Genomic DNA, 17,395 nt, shown 5'->3' with positions numbered 1-17,395 from the left:
AGTCGTGGACACTAACAGACAGGTCTGTCTATGATCAAGGGGTGCCTCCGACCGCTGCCCGTGACCGGATCCTCGAGACCGCCTTCGCCCTCTTCTACGCCCGGGGGATCCGGGCGGTCGGCGTCGACCTCATCATCGGCGAGTCCGGCGTGGCCAAGGCGACCTTCTACAAGCACTTCCCGGCCAAGGACGAGCTCGTCCTCGCCTACCTCGACAAGGTCGACGGCATCTGGACCGGCCAGCTGAAGGCCGCCGCCGAAGCCGCGGGCGACGCCCCGGCCGAGCAGCTCGTCGGGCTGTTCGACGCCCTCGGGTCGGCGTGCCGGCGCGAGAACTACCGCGGCTGCGCCTTCATCAACGCGGCGGCCGAGTCGCAGCCCGGCACCCCCGTGCACGACCGCACCGTGGCGCACAAGCAGGCCGTCCTCGCCTGGATCCGCGGCCTCGCCGTCGACGCCGGCGCCCCGGACCCCGACGCCCTGGCACGGTCGCTCGCCCTTCTGCTCGACGGCGGCCTCGCCGACGGGGCGCTCTCGGCCGACCCCGAGGTCGCGGCCTCCGCGCGCCGCACCGCGGCGGCGCTCGTCGCGCTGGCCGTGCCCGCCGCGGCCTGACGCGCGTCCTGCCGGGGTGAGGTGCCGCCGGTCGTGATGTGATGGCCCCATGCCGGTCCGGGCCCGACTCGTCGCCGCGCTCGGGGTGGTGCTCGCCGCGGGCCTCCCGACGCTGCCCGTCGCCCACGCGTCGACGGCGCTCGTGCGTCCCGCCGTGGCCCCCGCAGTGGCCCCCGCAGTGGCCCCCGCGCCCATCGCCCAACAGGTGTCGGTGCGCCCCGAGCCCGACGGCACCCCGGTGCGCCTCGACGTCTCCGTCTACCCGCAGGCCTCCGGCCGGCACCCCGTCGTGCTCCTCGCCCACGGCTTCGGCGGCAGCAAGGACTCCGTGGCCACCCAGGCGGTCGAGCTGCAGGATCGGGGCTACGTCGTGGTCACCTGGAGCGCCCGCGGCCACGGGGCCTCGGGCGGCCGGATCCACCTCGACGACCCGCAGTACGAGGTCGCCGACGCCCGCGCGATGCTCGACCTCGCGGCCGCGCGTCCCGACGTCGAGCTCGACGCGTCGGGCGACCCGCGGGCCGGCGTCATGGGCGCCTCCTACGGCGGGGCGCTCGCGCTGCTGCTCGCCGGCGCCGACCCGCGCGTCGACGGCGTCGTCGCCGCGATCACGTGGAACGACCTCGCCCAGGCGTTCTTCCCGCAGTCGGCCCTGACGCGTCCACCCACCACGGCGGCCGGCCGCGCGCCCGTCGCCGAGCCGGGCCCGTTCAAGCAGGTGTGGGCCTCGAACTTCTTCCTCGGCGCCCGTCGCGGTGCCACTCCGAAGGCGGCCTCCGAGTGTGGCCGCTTCGACCCGACGATCTGCCGCCTCTTCGTCCAGGCGTCGGCGTCGGGCACCCCCTCCCCGCAGCTGCTCGAGCTGCTCCGCGCCCACAGCCCGCGCGCCACGATGGCGAACGTCAAGGCCCCGACGTTCCTCGTGCAGGGGCAGGCCGACTCGCTCTTCGGCCTCGACCAGGCCGACGCCACGGCCGCGGCCCTCGACGCGTCGGGCACGCCCTACGCAGTGCGCTGGAGCGACGGCGGCCACGACGCCCCGAGCAGCCGCGAGCGCGAGGAGACCGACGCGTCCTACGCGTGGCTCGACCACTGGGTGCGCGACAAGGCGCCGCGCGAATCAGCCCTGCCCACAGCGGCTTTCACCTACTCGACGCCTGCAGCGCGTCGGGGCCAGGCGTCGCAGCTCTTCACTCTGCCGCACTACCCGGGCCTCGGCGGATCGACGTTGGCGACGACGACCCTGCCGCTGCGCACGACGACCGGCGTGCTCGCGCACCCGCCGGGCGGCCAACCAGCCTCGCTCATCGCCGTGCCCGGCCTCGCAGCGCTCGGCGTGACGCTCTCGACCTACCAGATCGCCGCGCTGCCCGGGCAGTCCACGGCACTCGACACCGAGCCAGTGGCCACCGGAACGACCGCCGTCGGCTCGCCGACGCTGCGGCTCACCGTGACCTCCGACCGGCCGACCGTCACGCTGTTCGCCTCGCTCTGGCGCGTCAGCGGTGGCCAGGCGACGCTGCCGCACGCGCTCGTCGCGCCCCTGTGGGTCACCGTGACGCCCGGCCGCCCGACGCCGGTCACCCTCTCACTGCCCGCCGCCACCTACCCGATGCCGGCCGGGAGCCAGTGGCGGGTGCTGCTGACGACGACCGAGTCGACGTTCTCGAACGACCGGACGCCGGCCACCGTCACGGTGCGCGCCGATGGCGGTCTCGTCGTCCCCGTCGCGACGGGCGCCCCCGCCGGCGGCTCGGGCACCGGCGTCGACACCGAGACCCGCGTCGCAGCGTCGGTGCTCGTGGCCCTTCTCCTGCTCGCCCTCGGCGGCTGGCTCGTGGGTCGGCGCCGCCGCGCGCACGTGGCCCCGCGGCCCGACCTCGCCGACGTGCCGCTCGTCGTCGACGGTCTCGTCAAGACCTACGCCGACGGGCACCGCGCCGTCGACGACGTGTCGTGGCGGGCCGAGCGCGGCCAGGTCGTGGGCCTGCTCGGCCCCAACGGCGCCGGCAAGACGACGACGATGCGCATGGTCATGGGCCTCATCTCCTCCGACGCCGGCAGCGTGCACGTGCTCGGCCAGCCGGTGAGCGCCGGGTCGGACGTGCTCGGCCGGGTCGGTGCGCTCATCGAAGGGCCGGGGTTCCTGCCGCACCTCACCGGGCGGCAGAACCTCGAGGCGTACTGGCGCGCCACCGGCCGGCCGCCCGAGGACGCCCACCTCGACGAGGCCCTCGACGTCGCGGCCCTCGGCGGTGCCGTCGACCGGCCGGTCAAGTCCTACAGCCACGGCATGAAGCAGCGGCTCGGCATCGCCCAGGCCATGCTCGGCCTGCCCGAGCTGCTCGTGCTCGACGAGCCGACCAACGGCCTCGACCCGCCGCAGATCGCCGCGATGCGCCCGATCCTGCGCCGCTACGCCGAGACCGGCCGCACCGTCGTCGTGTCGAGCCACCTGCTCGCCGAGGTGGAGATGACGTGCACCCACGTCGTCGTCATGCACGCCGGACGCGTCGTCACCCAGGGCCCGGTCGCCGACCTCGTCGACAGCCAGGACACGACGCTCGTCGACGTCGAGGACGGCGTCGAGCGACACCGCCTCCATGACCTCGCCGCAGCGCTGGAGGCCACCCCCGGCGTCGCCGAGGTGCGCGTCGACACCCCGACGCGCCTGGTCGTCGTCGCCGACCTCGACCGGGCCGCGGTCGTGCAGGCCGCGGTCGAGGCCGGGGTGCCCGTCGTCGGCGTCAGCAGCCGGCGTCACCTCGAGGAGGTGTTCCTCGGCGTCATCTCCGCGGCGGCGTCGAGCAACGGCTCCAGCGCGGGCGGCCAGTCGGGGTCGCTCGTCGACCGACTGAGGCAGGTGAGGGCCCGATGAGCGTCGAGACCGTCGAACCCGTCCGGCGGCTGCACGACCCGCTCTCGTGGCGGGCCGAGCTCGGGCGGCAGTGGGGCCGGCGCCGCACCAAGGTGGCCTTCGCGCTCGTGCTGGCGCTGCCGCTCATCCTCGTGGCCGCGTTCGCGTTCGGCGACCCGCCGCGTCCGGGCGCCGCACCCAGGTTCATCGACCTCGCCCAGGACGGCGCCGCCAACTTCACCCTCTTCACGCTCTTCGCGTCCTCCGAGCTGCTGCTCATCCTCGTCGCGGCGCTGTTCTGCGGCGACTCCGTGCCGGCGGAGGCGTCGTGGTCCTCGCTGCGCTACCTGCTCATCGCCCCGGTGCGCCGGTCGCGGCTGCTCACGAGCAAGCTCGTCATCGGGCTGGTCTCTACGGTGGCGGCGGCGGTGCTGCTCGTCGGGTGGTCGCTGCTCGTGGGCGGGCTCGCCTACGGCTGGGCGCCGCTGACGAGCCCGACCGGTGAGTCGCTGACGTGGGGGCAGCTGCTGCCGCGGCTCGCACTCGCCCTCGCCTACGTCTTCGTGACGCTCCTGCCGACGGCCGCGATCGCGTTCTGGATCGGGGTGCGCTCCGACGCGCCGCTGGCCGCCGTCGGTGGCGCCGTGCTCTTCACGATCGTGCTCAACATCCTCGACCAGATCGACGCGCTCGACCCGTGGCGCAACGCCTTCCCCGGTCACTACAACCGGGCCTGGCAGGACATCATCGCCCTCGACCCGCAGTGGACCGCGGTGATCCACGGCGCGCTGTGGTCGCTCGTGTGGGCCGTGGCGTTCACGATGCTCGGCTACCGACGCTTCCGCCGGGCCGACATCCTCAGCTGAGTCCCGCCTCGTCCCACGCGGGCTCCCCGTCGGGCATCCACGGCTGGGCACGGTCCGGGCCGCCGGGCTCGAGCCACCCCCGCTCGTCGGCCACCCCGAGGGCCACCTCGACCATCCGTGCGGTGGCCCGCGAGGCGTCGTCGGCCCGCCACGCCACCGACCACGGGTAGTACGGCTGCAGCCCCTCGGGCCAGTACATCGGCAGGCCCGCCTCCACGTACTTCTCCGCGTAGGACAGGAACTCGAGGTAGCGCGCCGGGCCGGGCGTCCGCAGGACGTGGGCCATGCAGTGGCTGAACGCGCCCGGCGTCCCCAGCCAGTGCATCGACAGGCCGAGACGCGCCTCGAGGGCGGTGAGGTACTGGCCGTGCGCGTTGTACGTGCCCGAGTCGGGCGGGTCACCGAAGACCGCGAGGGGACGCTCGTGGAAGGTGGCCCGTGCGTGCCGGTCGTCGTCCGGTGGGCCGACGAGGACGAGGGGCTCGAGCCGGAGGAGTCGGTGCCGCCAGCCGCTCGGGTGGGCGACGCGCATGCGCGGGGTGACGCGCAGGACGGCGACGTCGAGCCTGCCCTCCACGAGGGCGCCGAGCTGGGTGATGCTGTCCATCGCCTGCTCGCGCAGGGGCACGTCGGGCTCCGCGCGACCGAACGCGTCCGCCACGATGCGGCTCGTCGACAGCTCGAAGACGTGCGCCATCCGGACGCCCTCGCGCCGCGGTGCCTGCGTCATCCCGTCGGCGAGGGCGAGCAGGACCCGGGCGTCCTCGAGGAACTGCTCGCCGCGCGCGGTCAGCGTCACGTGCCGGCTGTCGCGGTGCAGCAGCGGCGCCCCGACCTGCTCCTCCAGGCGGCGCACCTGCTTGGACAGCGCCGGTTGGCTGACGTAGAGGCGGGCGGCGGCCCGGCCGAAGTGCAGCTCGTCGGCGACGACGACGAAGGACCGCACGAGCCGCAGGTCGAGGTCCACACATCCCTCCCCACACAGCGGTGAGGGGGCCGGCGCGCCCCCTCGCCCACGGTACTGACGCGCGGCCCCGCTGGCGATGCCTCGCGGTTATCGATCGGCGCCGAACGGGTCTTGGACGCGGGGCGGGTCGGGGGAGCAGCCTCGTGGGGTCCGTCCGGGGCGTCGCCCCGGGTCCCACCAGCGGGCTCGGCCCGCCCCTCGGAGGTCGTCGTGACAGCAGGTGCAGCAGGTACGGAAGGTGCGGAAGGTGCAGCAGGTCCAGCGGGTCCGGCCGGCGCGTCGGGTGGTCGCCCGGTCGTCTTCGTCCACGGCCTGTGGCTCCACGCGTCGAGCTGGGGGCCGTGGGTCGAGCTGTTCCGCGAGAAGGGCTACGACCCGGTTGCACCGGGGTGGCCGCACGAGCCCGACACGGTCGAGCAGGCGCGCGCGAACCCCGAGGGCGTGGCCGGCGTCGGCATCGACGACGTGACGAACCACGTCGCCGCCGTCGTCGACGCACTGCCCACGCCGCCCGTCATCGTCGGGCACTCGTTCGGCGGCCTCATCACCGAGAAGCTGCTCGGCATGGGCAAGGGCGCTGCGGGCGTCGCCATCGACCCGGCCCAGATCAAGGGAGTCCTGCCCCTGCCGCTCGCCCAGCTGCGGGCCGGCCTGCCCGCGCTCGGCAACCCGGCCAACCGCTCGAAGGCGGTGTCGCTGACGGCCAAGGAGTTCCGGTTCGGGTTCGGCAACGCGGTGAGCGAGGAGGAGTCGCAGCAGCTCTACGACGCGTGGACCATCCCATCGCCGGCCAAGCCGCTCTTCCAGGCGGCCGCGGCCAACTTCTCGCTGCACTCGGAGGCCGCCGTCGACACCGGGAATGCCGACCGCGGCCCGCTCCTGCTCGTCTCGGGTCTCGAGGACCACACCGTTCCGGACGTCGTCACGCGCTCGACCCTCAAGCAGTACCGGGCATCGACGGCGGTCACCGAGCTGAAGCAGTTCGAGGGACGCGGCCACTCGCTGACGATCGACAGCGGTTGGCGCGAGGTCGCCGACGCGGTGCTCGACTGGCTCGCGGACCAGGGGCTCTGAGCCGTGGACCTGCGGATGGCCGGGCAAGTCGCCGTCGTCACGGGCGCGAGCAAGGGCATCGGCCTCGCGGTGACGAGGGCGCTGCTCGCCGAGGGTGTGGCCGTCGTGGCCGGGGCGCGGGATGCCTCCGAGGAGCTCGACGCGCTCCAGGCGTGGGCCGAGGTCGACTTCGTCGCCGTCGATCTCGGGGAGCCCGATGGAGCGGCGCGCCTCGTCGACGCCGCCGCCGGGCGCGGGCGGCTCGACGTCCTCGTCAACAACGTCGGCGCCGTCACCCCACGGCTCGACGGGTTCGGGGCCGTCACCGACGACCAGTGGCTCCGGTCGTACACGCTCAACCTCATGGCCGCGGTCCGCACGACCCGAGCCGCGCTGCCGATGATGCTGGCGCAGGGGCGGGGGTCGGTCGTGGCGACCTGCTCGGTCAACGCCGTGCTCGCCGACCCCGGCGTCATCGACTACAGCGCGGCCAAGGCGGCGCTGCGAAGCTTCTGCAAGTCGTTGTCGAAGGAGCTGGGGCCCAGCGGGATCAGGGTCAACACCGTGAGCCCGGGCCCGGTCGCCACCGACCTGTGGCTCGGTGCCGGCGGTGTGGCCGACACCGTCGCGGGCCGGCAGGGGGCCGACCCGTCGGCCGTGGCGGCCGCCGCGGCTGCCGACTCCGTCACCGGGCGCTTCACCCGGCCCGAGGAGGTCGCCGCGCTCATCGCGTTCCTCGCGAGCGACGTCGCGGGCAACATCACCGGCGCCGACGTCGTGATCGACGGCGGACTCATCACCACCACCTGACGCCACCTGACGCACCGGCACCCCCCATCAGCAACCCACACCAGCACGACCCGAGGAGGTCGCATGTCCACCACGTCCGTCGCCCGGCTCACCCTCCGCCCGTTCCGGGTGCTCACCGCACTCGCCGCGCTCGTCCTCGCCCTCGTCGCGGCCGTCCTCGCGGGCGCGCCCGCGACCTCGGCGCCGTCCGCGGCCGCGGCCGGTGGTCCCCGCCCGACCGTCGTGCTCGTCCACGGCGCGTTCTCCGGGCCGTCCGCATGGGACGCCGTCGCCGCGTCGCTCGCCAAGGACGGCTACGCCACCACCGCGGTGCGGCTGCCGCTGACGGGCGTGGCCGACGACGTCGCCGCCGTGACGACGGCGCTCGACGCGATCCCCGGCCCCAAGGTGGTCGTCGGCCACTCCTACGGCGGCTTCGTCGTGTCGAACGCGGCCACCGGCCGCACCGACGTGCAGGCGCTCGTCTACACCGCGGCGTTCGTGCCCGAAGCCGGCGAGACCATCGTCGGGCTCGGCGACGGGTATGCGCCGGCCGCGTTCCTCGCGCCCGGGCACCTCGTCGTCGACGCCACGGGCAGGGCCGTCATCGCAACGGCGTTCTTCCGCGACGACTTCGCGCAGGACCTCAACCCGAAGCTCGCCGCGACGCTCGACGCCGCACAGCAGCCGACGAGCCTCGGCATCCTCTTCACGCCCTCGGGCCCGGCGGCGTGGCGCTCGATCCCGTCCTGGTACGCCGTCTCCGGTGCCGACCGCGTCATCGACCCGGCCCTCCAGCGGTTCATGGCGGCCCGGGCCGGCGCCACGACGGTGACGTTCGACGACGCGAGCCACGCCGGCGGCTTCACCCACTACGCCGCCCGCTTCGTCAAGCTGGTCGAGCAGGCGGCACAGTCGTCCTGACCGGACCGTACGGGGTGCTCAGAGCTTTCTGGCCTCGGGGATGATCCGGTCTCCGAAGACCTCGAGCCAGTCGGTGCGCGAGCCGTCGCCGGCCATCGTGTGCACGTGGGTCACGCCCAGCGCCGCGAGGCCGGCCAGGTGCTCGAGCGTCGCGTCGACCTTCGCCGGGTCGGGGTCGACCCGGGTCATGACGGTCTTCTCGATCTCGTCGTAGTCGCGGCCCAGCGCGTCGCAGTGCCCGCGCAGGACGTCGAGCTTGTGGGCGAGCTCGGGGGAGTCGAAGAGGTTGCAGGCCTGGGCGTACTGGGCCACCATCCGCAGCGTCTTCTTCTCGCCGCCGCCGCCGATGAGGATCGGCGGGTGCGGGCGCTGCACCGACTGGGGCACGTTGAGCGTGCTGCCGAGGCGGTAGTGCTTCCCGTCGTAGGGCTCGGTGCTGTCGCTCCACATCTGCAGGCAGATCTGCAGGGTCTCCTCGAGGCGCTCGAAGCGCTCGGCCGTCGGCGGGAACGACAGGCCGAGCCCGACGCACTCCTCCTCGTTCCACGCCGCCCCGATGCCGAGCCACGCCCGGCCCTTCGAGAGCACGTCGAGCGTCGTGACCTCCTTGGCCAGCAGCCCCGGCTCGCGGTACACGGCGGCCGTCACCCAGGCGAGCAGCTCGACGCGCTCGGTCACGGCGGCGAGGAAGCCCAGGGCCGTGTAGGCCTCGAGCATCTCGTGCTCCTTGGGCCCGACGCCGCGGATCTGCCAGACGTGGTCCATGACCGAGAGCTTGGTGAAGCCGACCTCCTCCGCGGCGCGCGCCGTGCGCACGAGGTCGTCGACGAACGTCGCGGAGCCGCCGCTCCACGTGAAGTTGGCGAGGTGCAGTCCGAGGTCCATGCCTCGCACACTACGTCCGGACCACCCTCGTGCGGCCCGAGCGGGCGGTCAGTCCTGGTCGACCTCGGGGAAGCCGGCGGTCACCGGGGGCTCGGCCGACCACGGGAAGACGATCCACTGGTCGGTGACGCGCCACACGTAGTCGGGCGTGACCTCCGAGCGCGGCTTGCCGTAGAGCACCGCGCTGCGGGCCTCGGCGCCGTGCTGGTGGAGCAGGTCCATGACGAGGGCCAGGGTGCGGCCGGAGTCGGCGACGTCGTCGACGACGAGGATGCGGCGACCCTTGAGGCTCGCGGTGTCGAGGTGCGGGGCGAGCAGGACCGGGTCGGGGAGGGTCTCGTCGACGTCGGTGTAGAACTCGACGTTGATGGCGTCGGTCAGCTTGAGGCCGAGGGCGTAGGCGAGGCCGCCACCGGGCAGGAGGCCACCGCGCGCCACGGCGACGAGGATCTCCGGGCGGAAGCTCGAGGACGCGACGAGCTCACCGAGCTCGCGGCAGGCCTGGCCGAAGCCCTCCCACGTCAGCACCTCCTTGTCGGCGAGCGTGGAGGAGTCGGCGTGGTAGGCGAGCGTCATGGCGACCAGCGTAGCGAGGTCGTGTGACCGACTTGTTACCTGCCGGTCTCGTCGGGTGGACGGTGGGGGAGACTGGGCCGGGTGAACCACGCTCCCCGCCCGCTCGGTCCGTCGCGACGCTCCCAGGTGCCGCCGTTCGAGGTCATGGACGTGCTCGACCGCGTGGCCGTGCTGCGCGCGCAGGGCCGAGACGTCGTGTCGTTGTGCGCCGGGGAGCCCTCCGGCGGGGCCCCGACGCTCGTGTCGGAGGCGGCGGCGCGGATCCATGCCTCGGGCCGCGCCCTGACCTACACCTCGGCCCTCGGCACGCACGAGCTGCGGGCCGAGATCGCGGCGCACTACGGCCGCTGGTACGGCGTCGACGTCGACCCGGCGCGGGTCGCGGTGACGACCGGCTCCTCGGGCGGGTTCGTGCTGTCGTTCCTCGCCGCGTTCGAGGCCGGTGACCGGGTGGCCCTCGCCCGCCCCGGCTACCCGGCCTACCGCAACATCCTGCGGGCGCTCGGCTGCGAGGTCGTCGAGATCGACTGCGGCGCGGACACCCGCTACCAGCCGACGCCCGAGCTGCTCGACGCCGTGCAGGGGGAGGGCGCGCTCGCGGGGCTCGTCCTCGCCTCGCCGGCCAACCCGACCGGCACGATGGTCGACCGCGCCGAGCTCGCCGCCATCACCGGCTGGTGTGCCGCCAACGGGGTGCGCCTCGTCAGCGACGAGATCTACCAAGGCGTAACCTATCCCGAGCCCGGTGCCGAGGACCCGCGCGGGGTCTGCGCGTGGGAGCTCGACGACTCCGCGGTCGTCGTGTCCTCGTTCAGCAAGTACTGGGGCATGACCGGCTGGCGCCTCGGCTGGCTGCTGCTGCCCGCCGACCTCGCCCGGACCGTCGACGCGCTCGCCGGCAACGTCGCGCTCTGCCCTCCGGCGCCGGCCCAGTACGCGGCGGTCTCCGCGTTCGCCGAGGAGTCGTACGCCGAGTGCGACGAAGCCGTCGCCGAGTTCGCGCGCACCCGGAAGCTCCTGCTGGACAACGCAACCCGCCTCGGCTGGGGTGAGTCCGCGCCGCCCGACGGCGCCTTCTACTACTGGGCCGACCTCGGCCCGCAGCTGGACCGGTGGGGCGGCTCGCGGGCCTACGCGTCCGCGCTCCTCGAGGAGGCCGGCGTCGCCATCACCCCCGGCGTCGACTTCGACGACCGCGCCGGCGAGCGGTCGGTCCGGCTCAGCTTCGCCGCGGGCAGCACCGCCGTCGGCGAGGCGATCGACCGGGTCGCGGCCTTCCACGCCCGCTGAGCTCACATCCCGGGCACCTGACGCGTCTACCGGGTGTGAGCAGCCACGTCACCATCGACCCCGCGATCCTCTACCTCGGCACCCCTGTCGTCCTCGTGTCGACGACGAACGCGGACGGCAGCGCCAACCTCGCGCCGTTCTCGTCGGCCTTCTGGCTCGGCCACACCGCGACGCTCGGGCTCGGGCTCGCCTCCCACACCCTGGCCAACCTCCGGCGCACCCGCGAGCTGGTCATCAACCTGCCGAGCCAGCACCAGGTCGACGCCGTCGACCGGCTCGCCCTGACGACCGGCGCCGAGCGGCTCTCGGAGTGGAAGGCGGCGGCCGGCTACCGCCACCGCCGCGACAAGTTCGGGCTCGCCGGCCTGACGCCCGTGACCTCCGACGTCGTCACCGCGCCCTTTGCGGCCGAGTGCCCGGTGGCGCTCGAGGCCTGCGTCGAGTCGGTGCACGAGACCGACCACGCGCTCGTCGTGGCGCAGGTGGTCCGAGTCCACGTGCACCCGTCGGTCCGCTCGGAGGGTTACCCGAACCGCATCGACCCCGACCGGTGGCGTCCCCTCGTCATGAGCTTCCAGCGGTTCTACGGCCTCGGCGGGCAGCTCCGCCCCTCCCGCCTCGCCACCGTCGACGAGGAGCACTACCGCTGACGCAGTCGGAGGCCCCCGGTCCGGGGGCCTCCTCCTCCATCACCTCTTCTCACGAGGTCAGATGATCAGCAGGACCGCAGCGACCACCGCTCCAGCGAGGCACAGGGTGCCGAGCACGAAGCTCACGATCGCACCGGCCGTCCAGTAGCCGGCGCGGTCGCGGATGCTCGCGCCGTACATGCCGAAGCCGGCGGTGAGCAGGACGCCGCCGACGATCCAGCTACCGAGGTACCAAGCCGCGCTCAGGCCGGCCAGGACCCAGTCGGACGGCACCCAGTAGGTGTAGGCACCGAACGCTGCGACGAGGGCCCCGAGGACCATCAGCGTGTAGTCGACCGTGCGGTTGCGGAACAACCGGGGAAGGAGCTGATCGCTCTCCGTCTGTTGCTTCTCAAGGAGCTGCGACATCGTCTTCACCTCCTTCCTGATCTCACCTCCAGCCTCGCGCCGGGCCGTATGTCAGCGGAAGAGGCGTTGGTCCCGAAATCCCGCCTCGCGACCGTCGACGAGGAGCGCCACCGCTGATCCGTGCCACGCCGCTGCCGGTTCGGTCTACCGTCCGGACATGGGCTGGTTCTCCGACGTCCTCGGGGCGGTGCGCACCCGCCTCGGCCTCGACCGACCCGATCCGGTCCCGCCCGGGCAGCTCCCGACCGTCGACGCGCTCGTGGCGCGGATGCGCGAGGTCGACGCCGGTCTGCCCGCCGGCGACGGCGTGCGCGCCTTCAGCGGCATGTACCTGCGGGTGACCGAGCTCGTGCGCGACCGCCTCGGCGAGGGGTGGTTCCGCGACGCTGCGACGATGACGCGGCTCGACCTCGTCTTCGCCGGCCTGTGGCTCGAGGCCGTCGCGGCCCCCACGCCGACCGACGCGTGGCTACCGCTCTTCGAGTCCCGGTCGCGCTCTGACGTGCTCGCCATCCAGTTCGCCGTGGCCGGCATGAACGCCCACATCAACCACGACCTGCCGATCGCCGTCGTGCGCACGTGCCGCCAGCTCGGCCTGCGCCCCGACAGTCCCGGCCTCGAGGAGGACTACCAGCGCGTCACCGACCTGCTCGCCGAGGTGCAGGACGACGTGCGGCGTTCCTTCTTCGACGGGATCGCCCTCGAGGTCGACGAGCGGGTTGCCGGACCCGTCGCCGACCTCGTCGGCACGTGGAGCATCGGCCGGGCCCGCGACGCCGCGTGGACGAACGCCGGTGTGCTCTGGTCGCTGGAGGGTGTCGAGCCGCTGCGCACCCAGTACCTCGCGACGCTCTCGCGCACCGTGGGCCTGGCGAGCCGGCAGCTGCTGACGCCGCTCGCCGGCTCTCAGGCCGTGGCGGGCGCCACGACCTGAGGCGGTTCGACCGACGCCTCCGCCGGCGACTCGACCGGCGACTCGACCGTGGCCGCCACCGGCGTCCGGCGCATGACGGCCCGGAGGCGCCAGGCGCCGTACACGGCGAGCAGGCTCAGGCCCAGGTGCAGCGCGAGGAACCCGTTCGCCAGGCCGAGCCCGAGCAGCGCGCCCGCGACGAGCGGCCCGAGGGCCGAGAACGTCGTCTGGATCGCGGTGAACGTGCCGAGCGTCGTGCCGACGAGGCCGGCCGGGGCCAGGCTCGCGGTGAGCGGGTTGAGCACCGGGGCGTACATCGTCTCGCCGACGGCGAAGATGCCGAACGTCGTGACGAAGAGGGCCGAGGCCACCTCGGGCGCGACGAGCTGGGCGCTGGAGAGCACGACCCACGACAGCGTCCAAATGCCGCCGACGACCATGAGCAGGGAGCCCGCCGCGCGCTTCGCGGTCAGGCGCACGACGACGACCTGGAGCGCCACGATGACGATGCAGTTGACCGCGGCCGCGAGGCCGATGGCCGACTCGTCGGCGTCGAGCACGGTGAGGGCGTAGGCCGGCAGGCCGGACTCGAACTGGGCGTAGAAGCCGAGCGCGAGGGTGACGGTGACGACGGCGACCCAGCGCAGCGCGGGCACGGCGAAGACGCGTCGGAGCGCCTCGAGGGTGCTGACGCGGGTCTCGGCCTCGCCCGGTGCGACGTCGGTGTCGACCTCCGTGGGGGCGCCGATGCCGGCGACGCGGATGATCGCCGCGGACAGCGCGAACCCGACGCCGGCGGCGACGAACGCGAGGGTCATGCCGTCGGTGCGGTGCAGGTCGACGAGCTGGCCGGCGACGAACGCGCCGACCGCCATGCCGATGGCCTCGCCCGTGAACTTGTAGGCGAAGACCTTGCGCCGGTCGGCGTGGCCGGCCCAGCGCAGCACGAGGACCGAGGCGGCCGGGGTCGCGGCGGTGAGGCCGAAGCCGAAGACGAACATGCCGACGAGGAACGACGGCGCGGTGTCGGCCCAGACGAGGCTGCCGACGCCGGCGGCCGCGAGCAGCTTGGCGAGCACGGCGACGAGGACCGGGTCGAAGCGGTCGCTGAGGCGGCCGGCGAACGGCGCGGCGACGAGCGCCCCGACGGAGAAGAGCGTGCTGGCCAGCGCCGCCGCGAGGGGTCCCCAGCCTCGGGTGTTCGCGGCGTAGGCGTACTGGTAGGGCAGCACCGTGCCCCAACCGAGCATGCCGACGGACGAGGCGAGGACGAGCAGGCGGGTACGCATGGTTCTCACACCCTTTCGGGGGGTCGGTGGATCGAGGGCAGGCGGCGGTGCCCCGGGGGTCCGTGCGGTCGCGGACGCACGAGGGCGTACAACGCGACTTCGGACTCGAATATTTCGAACTAGAAGTTCGACGTCGAAACTCTAGCACCAGCCAGGGGGGATGGAACAATGCCTTTCCATGGCGACACGACGACGCAGGACCGCGGCGCAGGAGCATGCGGCCGACGTCGCCCTCTACACCGCCGCCGGCGGCGAGGAGTCGGTGCAGCGCGTCATCACCGGCGTCTACGCCGTGACGAAGAAGCTCGACCAGTGGTACGTGCGCCAGTTCGCCGACCTCGACCTCACCCAGGGCGAGTGGGCGGTGCTCGCGGGCCTGGCCCGCGCCGGTGACGCCTGCCTCACCCCGAGCCAGCTGGCCGACCTCGCGAACGTCGCGCCGTCCTCGATGACCCACCGCCTCGACAAGATGGAGACGCGCGGCCTCGTCCAGCGCCGTCCCGACGAGTCCAACCGCACCCGCACCCTCGTGTCGCTCACCACCGACGGCTGGACCCTCTTCCGGGCCGCCGTGCGCGAGTCGAACGTCGTCGAGAGCGACACGCTCCAGCGCCTCAGCGCTGCCGAGCGGCACGAGCTCGGCCGGCTGCTCGAGATCGTCATCGAGGGCCTCGACGACGTCGACGAGTAATACGTCGCGGGCGTAGCGTCGCGGCATGAGCCAGATCGCCCTCGTCACCGGCACGTCGTCCGGGATGGGTCTGCACACCGCCGTCGAGCTGGCCCGCCGTGGCCTCACCGTCGTCGCCACGATGCGCGACACGGGTCGCCGTGGGGCGCTCGAGACCGCCGCAGGCGAGGCCGGCGTCACCGTCGACGTCCGGCCCCTCGACGTCACCGACCACGACGCCGCCCGCCGCTGCGTCGAGGGCGTCCTCGCCGACCACGGCGCGCTCGACGTCCTGCTCAACAACGCCGGTCGTGGCGCCGTCGCCACGGCCGAGCAGCTGAGCCTCGACGACGTCCGGGCCCAGCTCGAGGTCAACTACCTCGCGCCCGTCGCCCTGACCAAGCTCGTCCTGCCGCACATGCGCGAGCGTGGGTCGGGTCGCGTGCTCACGGTGACGAGCGTCGGGGGCGCCGTCGGCCAGCCGTTCGCCGACGCGTACTGCGGCGCGAAGTTCGCCGTCGAGGGCTTCATGCAGTCGCTGGCGCCGGTCGCCCTCGCCCACGGCGTCCGGGTGTCGGTCGTCGAGCCGGCCGCGGTCGCCAGCGACTTCGTGGCGAACGTCGCCCGGCCCGAGGTCGCCGACGACGCGTACGCGCCCCAGCTGCGGGCCTACCTCGCCCGCACGGAGGGCGCGTTCGCCGCCGCCCAGAGCTCGGTCGAGGCCTCGAACGCCATCGCCGACGCGGTGCTGTCGGAGGAGTACCGCTTCCGGTGGCAGACCTCCGCCGGGGCGTCGGCCTTCGTCGGCGCCTCGCTCGCCGACCTCGACGGGTCGCGGGTGCTCGGCGTCACCCGCGGGTGGATCGAGGCGGCCCCGACCGGAGCCCCGCCCGGAAACTAGGCTCGGGGCCGTGAGCTACCGCAGGCCCGTCCCGACCATCGGCGACCGCACCTCGGCGGCCGAGCGTGCCCAGGCGCCCGACGCGTGGGCCCTGCGCGACGACCTCGCCTCGCTCGAGCGCGTCGTCGCGGCGCGCCGCGACATCCGGCGGTTCCGGCCCGATCCCGTGCCCGAGGACGTGCTGGAGGCCGTCCTGCTCGCCGGCCACCGCGGCCCGAGCGTCGGCCACAGCCAGCCGTGGCGGTTCGTCGTCGTCACCGAGCCGGCCACCCGCGACACCGCCGCCCTCATGGCCGACCGGGCCCGGCTGGCCCAGGCGTCCGGAATGTCCGAGGAGTCCGCCCGCGGGCTGCTCGACCTGCGCCTCGAGGGGATCCGCGAGGCCCCCGTCGGCGTCGTCGTCGCCTGCGACCGGCGCACCCCGGCCGCCGGCGTCCTCGGCCGGGCCACCTTCCCCGACGCCGACCTGTGGTCGTGCGCGGCGGCCATCGAGAACATGTGGCTGACGGCGCGGGCCCACGGCCTGGGCCTCGGCTGGGTCACCCTGTTCGAGCCGGCCGAGCTCGCGGCGCTGCTCGGGCTGCCCGAGGGCGTCGAGACGCTCGGCTGGCTCTGCCTCGGCTGGCCCGACGAGCGACCGCCCGAGCCGGGCCTCGAGCGGGCCGGCTGGTCGAGGCGGGTGCCGCTCGAGCAGGTCGTCATGCGCGAGCGCTGGACCGAGACCGACGCCCCGGTGTCGCACCTGCGCGCACCCGCCCAGGCCGACGTCGTCGGCGCGCGCGACCGGGCCGACGACCTGCTCACCGCCCCCGGGTCGCTCGGCGTGCTCGACTCCGTCCTCGACCGCGTCGAGGCGCTGCCCGCACCACGCGACTGGACCGGGCGCGGCACCCTCGTCGTCGCCGCGGCCGACCACGCCGTCACCGCCCACGGTGTCAGCGCCTTCGACGCGTCGGTCACCGCCGACGTCGCCGACGCGACGCGTGCCGGCACCTCGATGGGTGCCGTGGCCGCCCGCTCCAGCGGCCTCGACGTGCTGCTGGTCGATGCCGGGATCGGCTGCGCCAGAGGCGATCTCGTCGACTCCGACGCTCTCGACGCCCGCACGTTCGAGAGCCTCGTCGCCCTCGGCCGCGAGCACGGCGAACGGCTCGCCGGGACCGGTCCGGTCGCCCTCGGCGAGATCGGCGTCGGCAACACCACCGTCGCGGCGGCGCTCGCGGCAGCCCTGCTGCGGCTGCCCGCGTCGGAGGTCGTCGGGCGCGGGTCGTCGGCCGACACCGCGATGGTCGAGCGCAAGCGCTCCGTCGTCGACCGGGCGCTGGCCCGCGTCCTCCCGGAGGGCGGCACGCTCGACGCGTCGGAGGCCCTCCGGCGTCTGGGCGGGGGAGAGCTCGCGGTCCTGCACGGCGTCGTCCTCGGCGCGTGCGCGTCCGGTGGCGCCGTCGTGCTCGACGGGCTCGCGACCTCGGTCGCCGCGCTCGCGGCGGCGCGGGTCGAGCCGGCGGTCGCCGCGCACCTCGTCGCCGGGCAGCGCTCGCGTGAGAAAGCCCATGCCGCCGTGCTCCGCGAGCTCGGCCTCGAGCCCCTCCTCGACCTCCGGATCCGTGCGGGGGAAGGCGTCGGGGCGGCCCTCGCGACGGGCCTGCTGCACACCGGCCTGGACCTGCGCCGAGGGGTCGCCCGCACGCGCGCGGTTTGAGTCCGACGCGGTTCGCGGCCTACTTTGGGTGGCTGTCCGAC

At 74.1% G+C, this 17,395-nt stretch carries 17 protein-coding genes; 12 read left to right on the top strand and 5 right to left on the bottom strand.

Annotation, left to right across the window (positions count from 1 at the left end):
• The first annotated feature begins 41 nt into the window (after positions 1-41).
• From BIV28_RS14745 to BIV28_RS14735, 3 genes are read left to right on the top strand one after another with little or no spacing between them, the layout of a single operon-like run.
• Positions 42-614 carry a TetR/AcrR family transcriptional regulator gene (locus BIV28_RS14745; RefSeq protein ID WP_076263070.1) on the top strand — a complete coding sequence of 191 codons (573 nt, stop codon included), beginning with the start codon at positions 42-44 and terminating at the stop codon, positions 612-614.
• Between the two features lie 49 nt (positions 615-663).
• The gene (locus tag BIV28_RS14740) at positions 664-3,492 is read left to right on the top strand and encodes an alpha/beta fold hydrolase (protein WP_076263069.1); all 2,829 of its coding nucleotides are present in this window, start codon (positions 664-666) and stop codon (positions 3,490-3,492) included.
• Positions 3,489-4,337, top strand: coding sequence for an ABC transporter permease (locus tag BIV28_RS14735; RefSeq protein ID WP_076263067.1), 849 nt, complete (start codon positions 3,489-3,491; stop codon positions 4,335-4,337). Before BIV28_RS14740 ends, BIV28_RS14735 begins: the two co-directional genes overlap by 4 nt.
• Here BIV28_RS14735 and BIV28_RS14730 read toward each other — a convergent pair.
• On the bottom strand, positions 4,330-5,304 hold the full coding sequence (locus tag BIV28_RS14730; RefSeq protein WP_076263066.1) for a LysR family transcriptional regulator: 975 nt from the start codon (positions 5,302-5,304) through the stop codon (positions 4,330-4,332). The genes BIV28_RS14735 and BIV28_RS14730 overlap by 8 nt on opposite strands.
• Positions 5,305-5,514: 210 nt before the next feature.
• Between BIV28_RS14730 and BIV28_RS14725 the strand changes: the two genes are divergently transcribed.
• The 3 genes from BIV28_RS14725 (at position 5,515) to BIV28_RS14715 (ending at position 8,070) form a co-directional block, all read left to right on the top strand.
• Positions 5,515-6,378, top strand: coding sequence for an alpha/beta hydrolase (locus tag BIV28_RS14725; protein ID WP_076263064.1), 864 nt, complete (start codon positions 5,515-5,517; stop codon positions 6,376-6,378).
• Between the two features lie 15 nt (positions 6,379-6,393).
• Entirely contained in the window at positions 6,394-7,167 is a 774-nt protein-coding gene (locus BIV28_RS14720) for an SDR family NAD(P)-dependent oxidoreductase (protein WP_242653064.1), read from the top strand.
• A gap of 63 nt (positions 7,168-7,230) precedes the next feature.
• Positions 7,231-8,070, top strand: a complete 840-nt coding sequence (locus BIV28_RS14715) for an alpha/beta fold hydrolase (protein ID WP_076263060.1) — start codon at positions 7,231-7,233, stop codon at positions 8,068-8,070.
• 18 nt (positions 8,071-8,088) lie between these two features.
• Here the strand turns inward: BIV28_RS14715 and BIV28_RS14710 are convergent, their stop codons facing one another.
• Together BIV28_RS14710 and BIV28_RS14705 are read right to left on the bottom strand one after the other, a co-directional pair.
• Positions 8,089-8,955, bottom strand: a complete 867-nt coding sequence (locus BIV28_RS14710) for an LLM class F420-dependent oxidoreductase (RefSeq protein WP_076263059.1) — start codon at positions 8,953-8,955, stop codon at positions 8,089-8,091.
• Between the two features lie 48 nt (positions 8,956-9,003).
• A complete protein-coding gene (locus BIV28_RS14705; RefSeq protein ID WP_076263057.1) occupies positions 9,004-9,531 on the bottom strand; it encodes a phosphoribosyltransferase in 528 nt (175 codons plus the stop codon).
• Positions 9,532-9,675: 144 nt separating this feature from the next.
• Here BIV28_RS14705 and BIV28_RS14700 point away from each other — a divergent pair, with 144 nt between their 5' ends.
• Positions 9,676-10,821, top strand: a complete 1,146-nt coding sequence (locus BIV28_RS14700) for an aminotransferase class I/II-fold pyridoxal phosphate-dependent enzyme (RefSeq protein ID WP_083707375.1) — start codon at positions 9,676-9,678, stop codon at positions 10,819-10,821.
• 35 nt (positions 10,822-10,856) lie between these two features.
• Positions 10,857-11,471: a flavin reductase family protein gene (locus BIV28_RS14695; RefSeq protein WP_076263054.1), complete on the top strand. Its 615-nt coding sequence runs from the start codon at positions 10,857-10,859 to the stop codon at positions 11,469-11,471.
• Positions 11,472-11,528: 57 nt separating this feature from the next.
• Here the strand turns inward: BIV28_RS14695 and BIV28_RS14690 are convergent, their stop codons facing one another.
• Positions 11,529-11,879 (bottom strand): hypothetical protein, encoded by a 351-nt coding sequence (locus tag BIV28_RS14690; RefSeq protein WP_207556007.1) that lies wholly within the window; start codon positions 11,877-11,879, stop codon positions 11,529-11,531.
• 157 nt (positions 11,880-12,036) lie between these two features.
• Here BIV28_RS14690 and BIV28_RS14685 point away from each other — a divergent pair, with 157 nt between their 5' ends.
• Positions 12,037-12,813 carry a DUF5995 family protein gene (locus tag BIV28_RS14685; RefSeq protein WP_083707370.1) on the top strand — a complete coding sequence of 259 codons (777 nt, stop codon included), beginning with the start codon at positions 12,037-12,039 and terminating at the stop codon, positions 12,811-12,813.
• On the opposite strand, the gene BIV28_RS14680 is transcribed toward BIV28_RS14685, so the two are convergent.
• Entirely contained in the window at positions 12,786-14,081 is a 1,296-nt protein-coding gene (locus tag BIV28_RS14680) for an MFS transporter (protein ID WP_076263050.1), read from the bottom strand. The two genes, BIV28_RS14685 and BIV28_RS14680, sit on opposite strands and share 28 nt — an antisense overlap.
• 178 nt (positions 14,082-14,259) lie before the next feature.
• Here BIV28_RS14680 and BIV28_RS14675 point away from each other — a divergent pair, with 178 nt between their 5' ends.
• From BIV28_RS14675 to bluB, 3 genes are read left to right on the top strand one after another with little or no spacing between them, the layout of a single operon-like run.
• The gene (locus BIV28_RS14675) at positions 14,260-14,772 is read left to right on the top strand and encodes a MarR family winged helix-turn-helix transcriptional regulator (protein WP_076263049.1); all 513 of its coding nucleotides are present in this window, start codon (positions 14,260-14,262) and stop codon (positions 14,770-14,772) included.
• 25 nt (positions 14,773-14,797) lie between these two features.
• A complete protein-coding gene (locus BIV28_RS14670) occupies positions 14,798-15,652 on the top strand; it encodes an SDR family NAD(P)-dependent oxidoreductase (RefSeq protein WP_076263047.1) in 855 nt (284 codons plus the stop codon).
• Positions 15,653-15,662: 10 nt separating this feature from the next.
• Positions 15,663-17,354 (top strand): 5,6-dimethylbenzimidazole synthase, encoded by a 1,692-nt coding sequence (bluB, locus tag BIV28_RS14665; RefSeq protein WP_076263045.1) that lies wholly within the window; start codon positions 15,663-15,665, stop codon positions 17,352-17,354.
• Positions 17,355-17,395 lie beyond the last annotated feature (41 nt).

This window comes from Intrasporangium flavum (genome assembly GCF_001956915.1).
Lineage (GTDB): Bacteria > Actinomycetota > Actinomycetes > Actinomycetales > Dermatophilaceae > Monashia > Monashia flava.
This window is presented reverse-complemented; position numbering and strand designations above follow the sequence as displayed.

Excerpts from the sequence above, each read along its gene's own strand:
- BIV28_RS14740 (WP_076263069.1), top strand. The coding sequence starts at position 664 with ATGCCGGTCCGGGCCCGACTCGTCGCCGCGCTCGGGGTGGTGCTCGCC.
- BIV28_RS14735 (WP_076263067.1), top strand. The coding sequence starts at position 3,489 with ATGAGCGTCGAGACCGTCGAACCCGTCCGGCGGCTGCACGACCCGCTC.
- BIV28_RS14720 (WP_242653064.1), top strand. The coding sequence starts at position 6,394 with ATGGCCGGGCAAGTCGCCGTCGTCACGGGCGCGAGCAAGGGCATCGGC.
- BIV28_RS14715 (WP_076263060.1), top strand. The coding sequence starts at position 7,231 with ATGTCCACCACGTCCGTCGCCCGGCTCACCCTCCGCCCGTTCCGGGTG.
- BIV28_RS14710 (WP_076263059.1), bottom strand. The coding sequence starts at position 8,955 with ATGGACCTCGGACTGCACCTCGCCAACTTCACGTGGAGCGGCGGCTCC.
- BIV28_RS14705 (WP_076263057.1), bottom strand. The coding sequence starts at position 9,531 with ATGACGCTCGCCTACCACGCCGACTCCTCCACGCTCGCCGACAAGGAG.
- BIV28_RS14700 (WP_083707375.1), top strand. The coding sequence starts at position 9,676 with ATGGACGTGCTCGACCGCGTGGCCGTGCTGCGCGCGCAGGGCCGAGAC.
- BIV28_RS14690 (WP_207556007.1), bottom strand. The coding sequence starts at position 11,879 with ATGTCGCAGCTCCTTGAGAAGCAACAGACGGAGAGCGATCAGCTCCTT.
- BIV28_RS14685 (WP_083707370.1), top strand. The coding sequence starts at position 12,037 with ATGGGCTGGTTCTCCGACGTCCTCGGGGCGGTGCGCACCCGCCTCGGC.
- BIV28_RS14680 (WP_076263050.1), bottom strand. The coding sequence starts at position 14,081 with ATGCGTACCCGCCTGCTCGTCCTCGCCTCGTCCGTCGGCATGCTCGGT.
- BIV28_RS14675 (WP_076263049.1), top strand. The coding sequence starts at position 14,260 with ATGGCGACACGACGACGCAGGACCGCGGCGCAGGAGCATGCGGCCGAC.
- BIV28_RS14670 (WP_076263047.1), top strand. The coding sequence starts at position 14,798 with ATGAGCCAGATCGCCCTCGTCACCGGCACGTCGTCCGGGATGGGTCTG.